At 61.7% G+C, this 13,337-nt stretch carries 14 protein-coding genes; 3 read left to right on the top strand and 11 right to left on the bottom strand.

Going from position 1 to position 13,337, the window contains the following annotated elements:
- Positions 1–5 precede the first annotated feature (5 nt).
- The 3 genes from BN3544_RS01585 to purE are packed head-to-tail and all read right to left on the bottom strand — an operon-like array spanning position 6 to position 2,684.
- On the bottom strand, positions 6–998 hold the full coding sequence (locus BN3544_RS01585) for an L-threonylcarbamoyladenylate synthase (RefSeq protein WP_019429709.1): 993 nt from the start codon (positions 996–998) through the stop codon (positions 6–8).
- Between the two features lie 19 nt (positions 999–1,017).
- Positions 1,018–2,187: a 5-(carboxyamino)imidazole ribonucleotide synthase gene (locus tag BN3544_RS01580; protein WP_019429710.1), complete on the bottom strand. Its 1,170-nt coding sequence runs from the start codon at positions 2,185–2,187 to the stop codon at positions 1,018–1,020.
- Positions 2,184–2,684 carry a 5-(carboxyamino)imidazole ribonucleotide mutase gene (purE, locus tag BN3544_RS01575; protein WP_019429711.1) on the bottom strand — a complete coding sequence of 167 codons (501 nt, stop codon included), beginning with the start codon at positions 2,682–2,684 and terminating at the stop codon, positions 2,184–2,186. The genes BN3544_RS01580 and purE overlap by 4 nt, the downstream gene beginning before the upstream one ends.
- 80 nt (positions 2,685–2,764) lie before the next feature.
- On the opposite strand from purE, the gene trxA reads away from it, so the two are divergent.
- Together trxA and BN3544_RS01565 are read left to right on the top strand one after the other, a co-directional pair.
- Complete coding sequence (gene trxA, locus BN3544_RS01570; protein ID WP_019429712.1) at positions 2,765–3,718, top strand: thioredoxin; 954 nt, start codon at positions 2,765–2,767, stop codon at positions 3,716–3,718.
- A gap of 257 nt (positions 3,719–3,975) precedes the next feature.
- A complete protein-coding gene (locus tag BN3544_RS01565; RefSeq protein ID WP_019429713.1) occupies positions 3,976–4,341 on the top strand; it encodes a hypothetical protein in 366 nt (121 codons plus the stop codon).
- 73 nt (positions 4,342–4,414) lie between these two features.
- Here BN3544_RS01565 and BN3544_RS01560 read toward each other — a convergent pair whose 3' ends face one another.
- From BN3544_RS01560 to pyk, 3 genes are all read right to left on the bottom strand, one after another.
- Positions 4,415–5,323, bottom strand: a complete 909-nt coding sequence (locus BN3544_RS01560) for a phosphoribosylaminoimidazolesuccinocarboxamide synthase (RefSeq protein ID WP_019429714.1) — start codon at positions 5,321–5,323, stop codon at positions 4,415–4,417.
- Positions 5,324–5,440: 117 nt separating this feature from the next.
- Positions 5,441–6,505, bottom strand: coding sequence for a class II fructose-bisphosphate aldolase (gene fba / locus BN3544_RS01555; RefSeq protein WP_026036607.1), 1,065 nt, complete (start codon positions 6,503–6,505; stop codon positions 5,441–5,443).
- Between the two features lie 216 nt (positions 6,506–6,721).
- The gene (gene pyk / locus BN3544_RS01550; protein ID WP_019429716.1) at positions 6,722–8,155 is read right to left on the bottom strand and encodes a pyruvate kinase; all 1,434 of its coding nucleotides are present in this window, start codon (positions 8,153–8,155) and stop codon (positions 6,722–6,724) included.
- Between the two features lie 236 nt (positions 8,156–8,391).
- Between pyk and BN3544_RS01545 the strand changes: the two genes are divergently transcribed.
- Entirely contained in the window at positions 8,392–9,507 is a 1,116-nt protein-coding gene (locus BN3544_RS01545) for a fatty acid desaturase (protein ID WP_019429717.1), read from the top strand.
- Positions 9,508–9,721: 214 nt separating this feature from the next.
- On the opposite strand, the gene pgk is transcribed toward BN3544_RS01545, so the two are convergent.
- The 5 genes from pgk to fmt form a co-directional block, all read right to left on the bottom strand.
- Positions 9,722–9,955, bottom strand: a complete 234-nt coding sequence (gene pgk / locus BN3544_RS14500; RefSeq protein ID WP_082688194.1) for a phosphoglycerate kinase — start codon at positions 9,953–9,955, stop codon at positions 9,722–9,724.
- A complete protein-coding gene (locus tag BN3544_RS01540; RefSeq protein WP_059355975.1) occupies positions 9,861–11,174 on the bottom strand; it encodes a phosphoglycerate kinase in 1,314 nt (437 codons plus the stop codon). Before BN3544_RS01540 ends, pgk begins: the two co-directional genes overlap by 95 nt.
- Before the next feature lie 110 nt (positions 11,175–11,284).
- On the bottom strand, positions 11,285–11,632 hold the full coding sequence (locus BN3544_RS01535; RefSeq protein ID WP_019431024.1) for an AzlD domain-containing protein: 348 nt from the start codon (positions 11,630–11,632) through the stop codon (positions 11,285–11,287).
- Positions 11,629–12,360, bottom strand: a complete 732-nt coding sequence (locus tag BN3544_RS01530; protein WP_019431025.1) for an AzlC family ABC transporter permease — start codon at positions 12,358–12,360, stop codon at positions 11,629–11,631. The genes BN3544_RS01535 and BN3544_RS01530 overlap by 4 nt, the downstream gene beginning before the upstream one ends.
- A complete protein-coding gene (gene fmt / locus BN3544_RS01525) occupies positions 12,360–13,337 on the bottom strand; it encodes a methionyl-tRNA formyltransferase (protein WP_019431026.1) in 978 nt (325 codons plus the stop codon). Before fmt ends, BN3544_RS01530 begins: the two co-directional genes overlap by 1 nt.

The following is a 13,337-nucleotide window of genomic DNA, read 5'->3' as shown; positions in this document are numbered from 1 at the left end:
CTTTTTCAGGCCGCAGCGCGTTGCAAGCGATCGCGCACACCTTCCCAATCAGGGGTGTCGGGCGGCAGTTGCACCCAAATTTGCTGCACGCCACGGGCATCCAAATCGCGCAGCACACTGAACAGCGCATGTGCAGCTTCCTCGGCCATTTGCGGCTGGGCACGCCACACCACACCGGCACCCAAGCCTGCGCCGTCATCAGGGCGCACAGCCGACCACACCCCCAGATTGTGGGCATGCGGCCCCAGGGCCTGCAGCTTGGCAGCGATGTCTTGCGCTGACATCAAGCGCACTTTGGCTCGGGGCGCGTAATGTGATTCGAGCGTGCCCGAGGCGCGGGGCGCGGCTTGGGCCAACGCGTCTTTGTCACGCAGGGCGCGTGCGCAAGCTGCCTCGATTTGGGGCCGGGTGATGTGTCCGGGACGCAGCAACACCGGCTCGCCTCGCGTGCAGTCCACGATGGTGGACTCGATGCCCACTTCGCATTCACCGCCGTCCAAAATCAGCAAGTCAGGCCCCAGCTCAGACTGCACATGCACCGCGGTGGTCGGGCTGACGCGGCCAAAGCGGTTGGCACTGGGGGCCGAAACGCCTTGCACGCCGAGCGCCAAGCCCGCCTTGAGCAGCGCCTGGGCCACCGGGTGCGATGGGCAACGCAAACCGATCGAGTCTTGCCCCCCGGCGGAAGCCGTAGCCACACCGGGCTGGCGCGGCAGGATCAGGGTCAGGGGGCCGGGCCAAAAAGCCTGGATCAGGCGCTGCGCAAAGTCAGGCACCTGCGCGGCAAACACCGGCACTTGGTCAGCGCTGGCCACATGCACGATGAGCGGGTGGTCGGCGGGGCGACCTTTGGCCACAAAGATGCGGGCCACGGCTGCGTCGTCGGTGGCGTTGGCCGCCAAGCCGTACACGGTTTCGGTGGGCAAGCCAACCAGCTGGCCGCCTTGCAAGGCTTGCGCGGCTTGGGCAATGGCCGCGTCGTTGGCACTCAGGATCATGGTCGCCTTGCTGCTGAAGTCAGAACGCTTCAATGCCCAGCAGCGCTGCCGCTTGCAAGGCGGTGGCCCGCACGGCCTCGGGTGTGGCCCCTGTGATGTTCAGGTGCCCCATCTTGCGACCAGGTCGGGCCGACAACTTACCGTACAGGTGCAAATGCGTGCCGGGCAAAGCCAGCACACGCTCCCAAGCAGGGCTGGCACCTTGGGGCCACAGGTCGCCCAACAGGTTGAGCATGATGGCGGGCGAATGCTGACGCGGTTGGGTCAGCGGCAAACCGGCCAAGGTGCGCACTTGCAGCTCAAACTGCGACTGGTCGCAGGCGTTCATCGTGTAATGGCCGCTGTTGTGCGGGCGCGGGGCCATTTCGTTGACAACCAGCTGACCGCCTTCGAGGATGAAAAACTCCACGCACAACACGCCCACGTAGTGGATGCCTTCGGCAATGGCGCGTGTCGCGGCCACGGCTTGTGCAGCCAACTCGGCAGGCACGGCGCCTTCGTACACGCTGGTCACCGCCAGGATGCCTTCGCGGTGCAGATTCAGCTGCACCGGAAAGTTGACGATCTGGCCATCGGCCCCACGCGCCACGATGACCGAGCACTCGGCCTGCAATGGCAGCATTTTTTCGAGCACACAGGGCACGTTCTTGAGCTGGTCCCAGCCCGCCACCAGTTCTGCGCGGGTCTTGACGCGAATCTGGCCCTTGCCGTCGTAGCCCATGCGGGCCGTCTTCAAAATGCCGGGCAACAAGTCATCGCCCACGGCTTCCAGTTGTGCGGGCGTGGCGATCACCGCGTGCGGGGCCACCGGCACGCCGCAGCGCACAAAGTGGGCTTTTTCTGCCGCGCGGTCTTGCGCGATGGCCACGGCGTCGGCGCTGGGCGCCACCGGGCGTTGAGCGCCTAAGGTCATGAGGGCAGGCGCAGGCACGTTTTCAAATTCGGTGGTGATGGCCGCGCAGCACTGCACCAACTGCACCAGGCCCTGCTCGTCCATATAGTCGGTCTGCACATGGTGGTGGCTGACTAAGCCCGCTGGGCTGGCCGGGTCGGGGTCGAGCACGGCGGTGAAATAACCCATGGCTTGCGCCGCGTGCACAAACATGCGGCCCAACTGGCCACCGCCCATCACGCCCAGCGTGGCGGGCTGGCCATTGACCGTGGCCCCCGGCAAGATGGCCCGGCTCATGCGCTGCCCACAGGTGGCAAGGTCATGGCGCGTGCCGCTTCGGTCTGCGCGGCGCGGAAGGCGTCGAGCTTTTGGCGCAGCGCCGCGTCGTGGTTAGCCAGCATGGCCACGGCAAACAGGGCGGCGTTGGCCGCACCCGCCGCACCGATCGCAAAGGTGGCCACCGGCACGCCCTTGGGCATTTGCACAATGCTGTGCAACGAATCCACGCCCGACAGGGCCTTGGTTTGCACCGGCACGCCCAGCACAGGCACCACGGTTTTGGCCGCGATCATGCCGGGCAGATGGGCCGCGCCGCCTGCCCCCGCGATGATGGCCTGCAGGCCCCGTTCGGCAGCGCTCTGTGCATAGGCAAACATATCGTCCGGCATTCTGTGGGCCGAAACCACGCGGGCGTCGTGAGGGATGCCAAACTGTTGGAGAATCTGGACTGCGTGCTGCATGGTGTCCCAGTCGGAGCTGGAACCCATGACGACGCCGATGAGCGCTTGAGTCATTGGGTGCTTTTCGTGATCAATGTCGAATTTTAAGGTTTCACCCGCACGGGTCCGAAACACAACCCGGAACACTGCCCGCCATGATGGACGTCACGATACAAAATTTTGAAGCCGAGGTCATCGAAGCCTCCATGACCACACCCGTGCTGGTGGACTTTTGGGCGCCGTGGTGCGGCCCCTGTAAATCGCTGGGCCCCGTCCTCGAAAAGGTAGAAACCGCCTACGAAGGCCGCTTCAAACTGGTCAAGATCAACTCCGACGAAGAACAACAACTGGCCCAGGCCTTTGGCATCAAAAGTATCCCGACTTGCGTCTTGCTGATGAATGGCCAACCGGTCGATGGTTTCATGGGCGCTTTGCCCGAAGGCCAAGTTAAGCAATTTCTGGACAAACACCTGCCCGCAGCCGAAGCACTGCAGGCCCAAGCGGCCGCCGAAGAAGCCCACGAGCCAGTGCAAGCGGGTGACGAGCCCAGCGCCCGCGCCGCCCTAGAGCAAGCTCTGGCCACCGACCCCGGCAACGACGACGCCCGCTTTGACTTGGTCAAACTGCTGATCGGACTGGGTGAGCTGGCCGAAGCCGCTGCCTTGCTGGCCCCGACCATGAGCCGCATCCCGGTGCCCTTGCGCTTTGAGGCCCAAACCCAGTGGCTCAATGCACTGGAGTTTGTGAGCCAAGACCCACGCGGCCAATGGGAACTGGCGAAATTCGACGAACTGATTGGCCATAACAAGCGCGACTTTGAAACCCGCTTTGCCAAAAGCCGCCTGCTGATCGCCGTGGGCCAGTGGGAAGCGGCCATGGACGAGTTGCTGGAAATCATCATGCGCGACAAAAAGTGGGACGCCGAAGCGCCGCGCAAAACCTTTGTCGCCCTGCTGGAGCTGATGACCCCACCCAAATCCAAGGCACAAGACGCCACAGGCAAATCGGCAGGGGGCATCGAGCTGATGGGCAAAGCCGCCCTGCAAGAAGACCCGCTGCTGGCCATGATCTCCAGCTACCGGCGCAAGCTGAGCATGATGCTGAACTGACGATCCGCGTTTTCGCGCTACAAAGGCCCGGACAAGCTGCACCCTGTGCAGGCTTTCCGGGCTTTTTTCATCGCCGTCGACTGAGACGCATGACTCAAAACGTCAATGCGAATTGATTCAAATGGCATTTTCAATCGCGAGGTCATCCCTGGCGTTACAGACACTTACGGATTTGCAAGGCCATGACCCCATGCCGAAGACAGTCCAAGGATCTACGCACCTAGAATTCAAAACACCACTTTGTGATTCATTTTCATATGCCGCGTACTCAACCCTTGGTCACCCCTGAAGAGCTGCAATGCCTGCTCGGTTCTGCACAGGCACCTGCGCATGGTGCGGGTTGGGGCGCCGGCCTCTGGCAGCATGTGCTGCATGTGGGAGCAGCGCTTTGGTTGGTCAAAGGCATTTTTCTGTATGGCGTGCTCATGAGCACAGAAACCGCCAGCTTGATGGGCAGCAGCCGCTACTTTTGGCTGCGCGGCAGCCTGGAACTGGTGTGCCTGTCGGCCTTCTGGGGGGCCGCACTGCACCCACGGGGCCGCTCTGTCGCCTTCGCCAGCATGCTGGTGGCCAGCACCACTTTGCTCATGGACGCCATGACCCTGCTCGCTTTCGCTGGCTGATTTCGCATTCCCCCATGTCAAAGGCGCTGCCATGCAGCGCCTTTTTTGTGGGTTTCAAAATGCCTGAATGGGTTCAGGCCATCAGCTTGTTCATGGCTTCTTCGTATTTGGCGGCCGTTTTCTCAATCACCTCACGCGGCAAACGGGGTGCTGGTGGGGTTTTGTCCCAGGGCTTGCCATTGACCTGCGCCGTTTCCAGCCAGTCGCGCAAAAACTGCTTGTCGTAGCTGGGGGGATTGGCCCCTTCCATATAGCTTTCGGCAGGCCAGTAACGCGAAGAGTCGGGTGTCAGCACCTCGTCCATCAACACCAGCGTGCCGTCGGTGTCCAGACCAAACTCGAACTTGGTGTCGGCAATGATGATGCCTTTGGTCGCGGCAATGTCGCGGGCTGCCTTGTACAGCTGGATGCTGATGTCGCGGATACGGCCGGCCAAATCGGCGCCAATCATGTCCACCGTTTGCTCGAAGGTGATGTTTTCGTCGTGCTCGCCCACCGCCGCCTTGGCTGCAGGTGTGTAAATGGGTTCGGGCAACAAGCTGGCGTTTTTCAGGCCCGCAGGCAACTTCACGCCGCACACCGCCTGGTTGTCTTGGTATTCCTTCCAACCGCTGCCGGCCAAGTAGCCGCGCACCACCGCTTCGACCGGGATGGGTTTGAGGCGCTTGACCAGCATGGATCGGCCTTTGACCTGGGGCACCTCATCGGCCGACACCACGCTCTCGGGGGCATCGCCTGTCAGGTGGATAGGGCAGATGTTCAAGCCCTTGGGGCCGAGTTGGTCAAACCAGAACAGCGCCATTTGCGTCAGCAACACGCCCTTGCCGGGAATCGGCTCGCCCATGATCACGTCGAAGGCGCTGATGCGGTCAGACGCCACCATCAGGATGCGGTCGTCGCCCACGGCATAGTTGTCGCGCACCTTGCCACGGGCCAGCAAGGGCAAGGAAGTCAGGGCCGAGGTGTGAAGCGCAGAGGTCATGGCAAAAACAGTCAAGCAACAACAAAAAAGAAAAAGGCCCGTTGAACAGGCAACGGGCCATTCGGGTCAATTATCGCAGGACCGGCCGCACACTTTCGGTGCCACAGGTCACGCGAATCAGCGGACCACCTGGGCCAGTTCGCCCTTGGCGTAGCGGGCAGCGACCACTTGCAAAGTCTCACCCTTGATTTTGGGAGCCTGGCCTTCGCAGCCGAACTCCAGGTAGCGCTGTTTGCACAACTGTTTGGCTGCTTCGCGGGCGGGCTTGAGCCATTCGCGGGCATCAAATTTGTCGGGGTTTTCAAACAAAAACTTGCGGCAAGCGGCCGTCATGGCCAAGCGGATGTCGGTGTCGATGTTGATTTTGCGCACACCAAACTTGATGGCTTCCTGGATTTCCTCGACCGGCACGCCGTAGGTTTGCTTCATCTGACCACCGTACTGGTTGATCATGGCCAGCAACTCTTGCGGCACGCTGGACGAGCCGTGCATCACCAGATGGGTGTTGGGGATGCGGGCGTGGATTTCTTTGACGCGCGAGATGGCCAGAATGTCGCCCGTGGGCTTGCGACTGAACTTGTAAGCCCCGTGGCTAGTGCCAATGGCGATGGCCAACGCGTCCAAACCCGTGGCTTTGACGAACTGCGCGGCTTCTTCGGGGTCGGTCAGCATCTGGCTGTGGTCGAGTTTGCCCGCCGCGCCAATGCCGTCTTCTTCACCGGCCTCACCGGTTTCGAGATTGCCCAAGCAACCGAGTTCGCCCTCGACCGAGACGCCCAACTGGTGCGCCATCTCGACCACACGGCGCGTCACATCAACGTTGTAGGCGAAGTCGGCCGGCGTTTTGCCGTCTTCGAGCAAAGAGCCGTCCATCATCACCGACGAAAAACCGAGGTTCATGGCGCCTTGGCAAATGGCCGGGCTTTGGCCATGGTCTTGGTGCATGACCAGCGGGATGTGTGGCCACTGCTCGGTTGCGGCTTGAATCAAATGTTTGATGAAAGGCTCACCCGCATATTTGCGAGCGCCCGCGCTGGCCTGCAGGATGACCGGCGCACCGACCTCGTCGGCAGCGGTCATGACGGCCTGGACTTGCTCCAGGTTGTTGACGTTGAAAGCTGGAATGCCGTAGCCGTTGACGGCTGCGTGGTCCAGCAGCTCGCGCATTGAAACGAGTGCCATGGTGGTATATCCCGGGAAGTTGAAAATTCAGGCTCGCCGGCATGTAACCGGCTTGTAACTAGGCCTGATTTTATAGGTTTCGATCTGACACAAGGCTGAACCACCCAGCCGTCTGAAGACCATCGACTGTCGAACTCAGGGTCTGCGCGAGCAGCCCGAAGGGCCCAGCGCTTGACTGGCGCGCCCCTCGAGAAGGACCGTTTGAGGCCCTCGCTGTCAGGCGACCTTGCAGATTTTGAGCATGTTGGTGCCGCCGGGCGATCCCATGGGCTCTCCGCAGGTGATGGCGTACACATCGCCCGAACCCACAATGCCCCGGCTTTTCAGGTGCGTTTCGGCTTCGGCCAGGGCCGTGTCACGGTCGGCGCTGGTGTCCATCAACAAAGGCCGCACGTTGCGAAACAAGGCCATCTTGCGCTGCGAGGTCAATTTAGTGGTCAGGGCGTAGATCGGGATGTGCACCCGGTGACGGCTCATCCACAGTGCAGTAGAACCCGATTCGGTCATGGCCACGATGGCTTTTGCACCCAGGTGGTGGGCTGTGAACAAGGCCCCCATGGCGATCGACTGGTCAATGCGGCTGAAAGACTGGCCGCGGAAATCGGCGTCCAGCAACACATCTTCAGCGCCTTCGGCAGCCAAACAAATCTTAGCCATTTCTTCCACCGTTTCAAGCGGGTATTTGCCCGCTGCGGTCTCGGCACTCAGCATCACGGCGTCGGTGCCATCCAGCACAGCGTTGGCCACATCGGACACCTCGGCGCGGGTGGGCACCGGGTTGGTGATCATGCTTTCCATCATCTGGGTGGCGGTGATCACGACCTTGTCGTGCACCTTGGCCAGCTTGATCATGCGTTTTTGCAGCGCAGGCACGGCGGCGTTGCCCACCTCGACGGCCAAATCACCCCGAGCAACCATGATGCCGTCGCTGGCCTTGAGGATGGCTTCGAGGTGGGGGATGGCTTCGGCGCGTTCAATCTTGGCGATCAAACCGGGCTTGTGACCGTATTCGGCCCCCGCCACGTTGCACAGTTGGCGGGCCATTTCCATGTCGGTGGCGTTTTTGGGAAAGCTCACCGCCACATAGTCGGCACGCAGGCTCATGGCGGTCTTGATGTCGTCCATGTCCTTGGCAGTCAGCGCCGGGGCTGTGAGGCCGCCACCTTGTTTGTTGATGCCCTTGTTGTTGGACAGCTCGCCCCCTAGCTTGACGGTGGTGTGCACCTGCTCGCCCCTGACGGCATTCACCGTCAGCACGATCAGGCCGTCATTGAGCAAGAGCACGTCGCCCGCTTTCACGTCACGGGGCAGCTCCTTGTAGTCCAGGCCAACACCTTGCAGGTCGCCGGGTTCGGTGCGCGAGGCGTCCAGCACAAAAGGCTCGCCCGGCTCCAACATCACTTTGCCTTCGGCAAACTTGCCCACGCGGATCTTGGGGCCTTGCAGGTCGGCCATGATGGCCACTTCGCGACCGGCACGCTGAGATGCTGCACGCACCAAGATGGCGCGGTCCACATGGTCCTGCGCCTTGCCGTGGCTGAAGTTCAGGCGCACCACGTTGACCCCGGCGCGGATCATGGCTTCGAGCAGGGCAGGATCGCTGGAAGCAGGGCCTAAGGTGGCAACAATTTTGGTGGCACGACGTGTCATTCGAGAGATCTCCATGTAATTTGATTTCAATTTTCACACGAAATCGGTTACATGACGGGTTCTTTTGGCTGCGCTGCCCCAGACGCCGGGTGGCAAGGGCGGGGCGACGCCCCAACCCAGAGATCCAGGGATATAGGCCGATTCCCCCCTTCTGAGGCCCCTCAATTGATCCTTGTCAGCCCAACAAGATGTCAGGGCGACTAAACTTACGCTCAAGCTATTTAAACAGAATCGTCATGACCGCATTGCACACACCGACCACTGACCAGCCCATTTCTTTGGACCAGCCTTTGCCGCACCGCAAAACTTTGCGCGAATGGCTGATCCCCTTGTCCGAGCGCAGCACCGTTCGGGCCTTTGTGCTGTTGATCCTGGACTACGCCCTGTTTTTCAGCCTGATCACAGGCACCATCGCCCTGGATGCCGTCTGGGCCAAAGTGATTTGCGCGCTGGCCGCCGGTTTCGTGATTGGCCGCCTGTTCATCATCGGCCACGACGCTTGCCACCAAAGCCTGACGCCCCACCGCGAACTCAACAAGGTGCTGGGCCGCATCGCATTTTTGCCCTCGCTGACGCCCTACAGCCTGTGGGACACCGGCCACAACGTGGTGCATCACGGCTACACCAACCTCAAGGGCGTGGACTTTGTCTGGACACCCCTGACAGCGACAGAGTTTGAGGCCCTGAGCCCCATGCAGCGCCTGCTGCAACGCGCCTACCGCAGCGGCTGGGCACCGGGCCTGTATTACATGATCGAGATCTGGTGGAAGCGCGAGTTCTTCCCCAACAAGACCCACATGCCTACACGCCGTCCGATTTTCTTCAAGGACAGCATGCTGGTCAGCCTCTTTGGCGCCTTCTGGATCGCCACCATCGCGGCGGCGGCCGTGTACACCGGCCAATCGGTTTGGCTGTCTGTGTTGCTGGGTTTTGCCGTGCCCTTCTTCTTCTGGAACACCATGATCGGTTTTGTGGTCTATGTGCACCACACACACGTCAAAGTGTCTTGGCATGACAACAAGGCCGCCTGGACCAAGGCTGCGCCCTTTGTGTCCACCACCGTGCACCTGACCTTTCCGTTCAACATCGGCGCACTGATGCACCACATCATGGAGCACACCGCACACCATGTGGACATGAGCATCCCGCTTTACCGTTTGAAGCAAGCGCAGTCCAAGCTCGAAGAAATGCTGCCCGGCCGCATCATCGTGCAGCGCTTCTCTTGGAAGTGGTACTTCGAGACCGCCAAGAACTGCAAAATGTACGACTTCACCCGCGAATGCTGGACCGATTTCAAGGGCAACATGACCAGCCCGGTGCGCGGCAATCTGCCCGCCGGAGCACAAGCCTGAACGATCATTCGTTTGAAACCACAAAAAACCCCGCCATGCGGGGTTTTTTGTTGGGCGCATGCAGCTCATGTCCAGCTTGGTCACGGGCACCTGGTCTTGTCATACCCACGAACGCGGGTATCCATGGCCACCGAAGGCATGGACCCCCGATCAAGTCGGGGGTGACAAAAAGACCCATGGGCCCAATTGGCTCCTGGCTGTCCCGACGGCAACTTCAGCCCGCAGCGCGCTTGGCCAAGATCTCAAATGCGGGCAAGGTCTTGCCTTCGAGGATTTCGAGGAACGCGCCGCCACCTGTCGAGATGTAGCCCACCTGCTTTTCAATGCCATATTTGGCAATCGCCGCCAAGGTGTCACCACCGCCTGCGGGGCAAGGTCTTGCCTTCGAGGATTTCGAGGAACGCGCCGCCACCTGTCGAGATGTAGCCCACCTGCTTTTCAATGCCATATTTGGCAATCGCCGCCAAGGTGTCACCACCGCCTGCGATGCTGAACGCGCTGGACTCGGCAATCGCCTGTGCAATCACCTTGGTGCCGTTTTCAAAGGCCGCAAACTCAAACACGCCCACCGGTCCGTTCCAGACAATCGTGCCCGCCTGCTTGAGCTGAGCGGCCAGCTTGGCCGCCGTCTCGGGGCCGATGTCCAAAATCATGTCGTCATCAGCCACCTCGGTGGCTTTTTTCACCGTGGCCACTGCGTCCGCCGCAAAGGTCTTGGCCGTGACCACATCGGTTGGGATCGGCACTTCGGCCCCACGGGCTTTCATGGCCTCGATCACCGCCTTGGCCTCGTCCACCAGATCGGCTTCGGCCAGGCTTTTGCCGATCTTCAGGCCTGCAGCCAGCATGAAGGTGTTGGCAATGCCGCCGCCCACGATCAGTTGGTCCACGTTTTGCGACAGGCTTTTGAGAATGGTCAGCTTGGTGCTGACCTTGCTGCCCGCCACAATGGCCGCCAGCGGGCGCTTCGGCTTGGCCAGGGCTTTGCCGATGGCGTCGATTTCGGCGGCCAACAAGGGGCCAGCGCAAGCGATGGGCGCAAACTGCGCAATGCCGTAGGTGGTGCCTTCGGCGCGGTGGGCCGCCACAATGGCCGCCAGCGGGCGCTTCGGCTTGGCCAGGGCTTTGCCGATGGCGTCGATTTCGGCGGCCAACAAGGGGCCAGCGCAAGCGATGGGCGCAAACTGCGCAATGCCGTAGGTGGTGCCTTCGGCGCGGTGGGCGGTGCCAAAGGCATCGTTCACATAGATGTCGCACAGCGCGGCCATCTTGCGGGCCAGCGCTTCGTTGTTCTTTTTCTCGCCGGGGTTGACGCGGCAGTTTTCCAGCAACACGACTTGGCCGGGGGCCACGGTCACGCCATCGACCCAGTTGGCCACCAGGGGCACATCACGGCCAAGCAACTGAGCCAGGCGCTTGGCCACCGGGGCCAATGAGTCTTCGGGCTTGAACTCGCCTTCGGTGGGGCGGCCCAAGTGGCTGGTCACCATGACGGCGGCACCGGCGGCCAGCGCCATCTGGATGCAGGGCACGCTGGCGCGCACACGGGTGTCTTCGGTGATGCTGCCGTCGTCGGCCTGCGGCACGTTCAGGTCGGCACGGATGAAAACGCGTTGGCCTGCGGCTTGGCCATTGGCACACAGATCAGAAAAGCGGATGACGTTCATGATGGGGCTCGGTTGAGAAAATGACTGTTTGTGATTTTAAAAGCGGGCATGAACAGCGGCTGACACCTTGGCCGGTACGAACCCCGAACAACGCCGGGATGGCCCATGAATCACCAGCCCAGGCCAAGATGCAAAGGCAGGTACACGGCCATGCCCGCGATGATGGTGAACAGCACATCGCGCCGCCAGAAAAACACGGCCGCACCGACCACGGCCGAAAACAAGCGCGCGTCTTGCCAGGTGGTGATCAGCACGCCTTGCACGGTGACGATTTCGGGAACCACCACCGCCGACAAAGCGGCAATGGGTGCGTATTGCAAGCCGCGCTGTGCCCAGTGGGGCAACTGCCAGCTCTTGCTGGAGATGAAAAAGAAACTGCGCGTGAGCACGGTCACCAGTGTCAGCCCCACGATGACCGCCAAAGTCCAAAGATCGGTGTCACCCCATTGCAAGCTCATGCGGAAGCTCCTGGGCTAGGCCGAATTTTTTCGACCGTCAGGCACAAAACCACGGCCACGGCAATCGCCACCACGATGTTGAGCTTGAGTGGCAAGCTGTAAGCCACCACCGCCGCCACACCCGCCACCGCAGCCGACAACATGCGCATGCGCGAACTGGCCAAGGAACACTGGATGCCCAACAGGCACAAAATGCCTGCAAAGCCCAAGCCCCAGCTGGGCGGGATCAGGTTGGCCAATGCGATGCCCACAAAACTCGCCACGATCCAGGACAACCAGTTGAGGAAATCGTTGCCCGCCAAGTAAGCCTCTTGCTCGTGCCGCTCTGGCGCTGTCTGGCCCGGTTGCGCGTATTTGCGGGTGAACAGCACGTAACTGATGTCGGCCGTCAGGTAGGCGTGGAACATGCGCTGCCAACGCGGCAGGTGGATGAGGAAAGGCCGCAAGTGCAGGCTGAACACCACAAAGCGCAAATTGACGCAAAACCCCGTGGCCAAGATCACCCATGCGGGCGCACCCGCCACGATGAGCGGAATCGATGCCAACTGCGAGCTGCCCGCAAACACCAGCAGCGTCATGGCGCTGGCTTCGAACACACTCATGCCCGACTTGACCATGGCCACGCCGGTCATCAGGCCCCAAGCGGCAATGCCCGGCGACTGGGGCGATACCTCGCTCATGCCCACCACAAAGGCGGGGTGACGGTACAGACGCGAAAGGAAAAACATCAAGCCACCACCAAGCGCTGGCCAGCCTGCAAGGGGCAGCCGCGCAAGAAATCGGCGGCACTCAATCGTTTGCCGCCTGGGCGCTGCAACTGCGTCAGGCACAACTGGCCTTGCCCGCAGGCCACACGCACTCCGCTGTCATCGGCCTGCACCACCGTGCCCGGCTCGGCCCAAGTCTGCAAGGGCTCGGCCACAGCCTGCCAGAGCTTGAGGGTTTCTGTGCCGGATGCCGTCGTCAAAGGCGCTGTCATGCCCGGGAAGGGATCGAACGCGCGGATGCGCCGGGCCAACACCTCAGCGCTCAAGGCCCAATCCAGCGCGGCTTCGGCTTTTTCGATTTTGTGCGCGTAGGTCACGCCCGCCAGCACTTGGGTTTCGTGCGTCAAGGCATCGAGCGAGGCCAGCGCTTGCACAATCGCCTCGCCGCCCAAAGCAGCCAGTCGGTCGTGCAACACGGCGGTGGTGTCGGTCGGCAAAATGGCCTCGTGGCGTACCAGCAGCATGTCGCCCGTGTCCAGGCCCGCGTCCATCTGCATGATGGTGATGCCGGTTTGCGTGTCACCGGCCTCAATGGCGCGGTGAATGGGCGCCGCACCGCGCCAGCGCGGCAGCAGCGAAGCGTGGATGTTCAGGCAGCCCTTGGGCGGCAGGTCCAAGGTCCACTGCGGCAAGATCAAGCCATAAGCGGCCACGATCATGGCATCGGCCTGCTGGTCGACTTTGGCGGCCAGCAAGGCCTCGCGGGCGGCTGCGGCGTCTTCGGGGTATTTGCCGTCCAAGCGCAAGCTGCGGGGCTGGGCCACAGGCACAGCGTGGTCCAAAGCCCATTGCTTGACAGGCGAAGGCTGGAGTTTCATGCCGCGACCAGCAGGGCGGTCGGGTTGCGTCAGCACCAGCACGATCTCGTGCCCTGCGGCGTGCAAGGCGGCCATGGCCACTTGGGCGAATTCGGGCGTGCCCGCAAAAATCAAACGCAT

The sequence above is a fragment of the Limnohabitans sp. Rim47 genome (assembly GCF_001517545.1).
GTDB lineage: Bacteria > Pseudomonadota > Gammaproteobacteria > Burkholderiales > Burkholderiaceae_C > Limnohabitans_A.
Note: the sequence above shows the minus strand (reverse complement) of the source record. Positions and strands in the feature narration are given on the sequence as shown.

Excerpts from the sequence above, each read along its gene's own strand:
- fba (WP_026036607.1), bottom strand. The coding sequence starts at position 6,505 with ATGGCACTCGTTTCAATGCGCGAGCTGCTGGACCACGCAGCCGTCAAC.
- BN3544_RS01585 (WP_019429709.1), bottom strand. The coding sequence starts at position 998 with ATGATCCTGAGTGCCAACGACGCGGCCATTGCCCAAGCCGCGCAAGCC.
- BN3544_RS01535 (WP_019431024.1), bottom strand. The coding sequence starts at position 11,632 with ATGAGCTTGCAATGGGGTGACACCGATCTTTGGACTTTGGCGGTCATC.
- BN3544_RS01560 (WP_019429714.1), bottom strand. The coding sequence starts at position 5,323 with ATGACCTCTGCGCTTCACACCTCGGCCCTGACTTCCTTGCCCTTGCTG.
- BN3544_RS01540 (WP_059355975.1), bottom strand. The coding sequence starts at position 11,174 with ATGAACGTCATCCGCTTTTCTGATCTGTGTGCCAATGGCCAAGCCGCA.
- BN3544_RS01580 (WP_019429710.1), bottom strand. The coding sequence starts at position 2,187 with ATGAGCCGGGCCATCTTGCCGGGGGCCACGGTCAATGGCCAGCCCGCC.
- pyk (WP_019429716.1), bottom strand. The coding sequence starts at position 8,155 with ATGACACGTCGTGCCACCAAAATTGTTGCCACCTTAGGCCCTGCTTCC.
- trxA (WP_019429712.1), top strand. The coding sequence starts at position 2,765 with ATGATGGACGTCACGATACAAAATTTTGAAGCCGAGGTCATCGAAGCC.
- fmt (WP_019431026.1), bottom strand. The coding sequence starts at position 13,337 with ATGCGTTTGATTTTTGCGGGCACGCCCGAATTCGCCCAAGTGGCCATG.
- BN3544_RS01545 (WP_019429717.1), top strand. The coding sequence starts at position 8,392 with ATGACCGCATTGCACACACCGACCACTGACCAGCCCATTTCTTTGGAC.
- purE (WP_019429711.1), bottom strand. The coding sequence starts at position 2,684 with ATGACTCAAGCGCTCATCGGCGTCGTCATGGGTTCCAGCTCCGACTGG.
- pgk (WP_082688194.1), bottom strand. The coding sequence starts at position 9,955 with ATGGCATTGAAAAGCAGGTGGGCTACATCTCGACAGGTGGCGGCGCGT.
- BN3544_RS01530 (WP_019431025.1), bottom strand. The coding sequence starts at position 12,360 with ATGTTTTTCCTTTCGCGTCTGTACCGTCACCCCGCCTTTGTGGTGGGC.
- BN3544_RS01565 (WP_019429713.1), top strand. The coding sequence starts at position 3,976 with ATGCCGCGTACTCAACCCTTGGTCACCCCTGAAGAGCTGCAATGCCTG.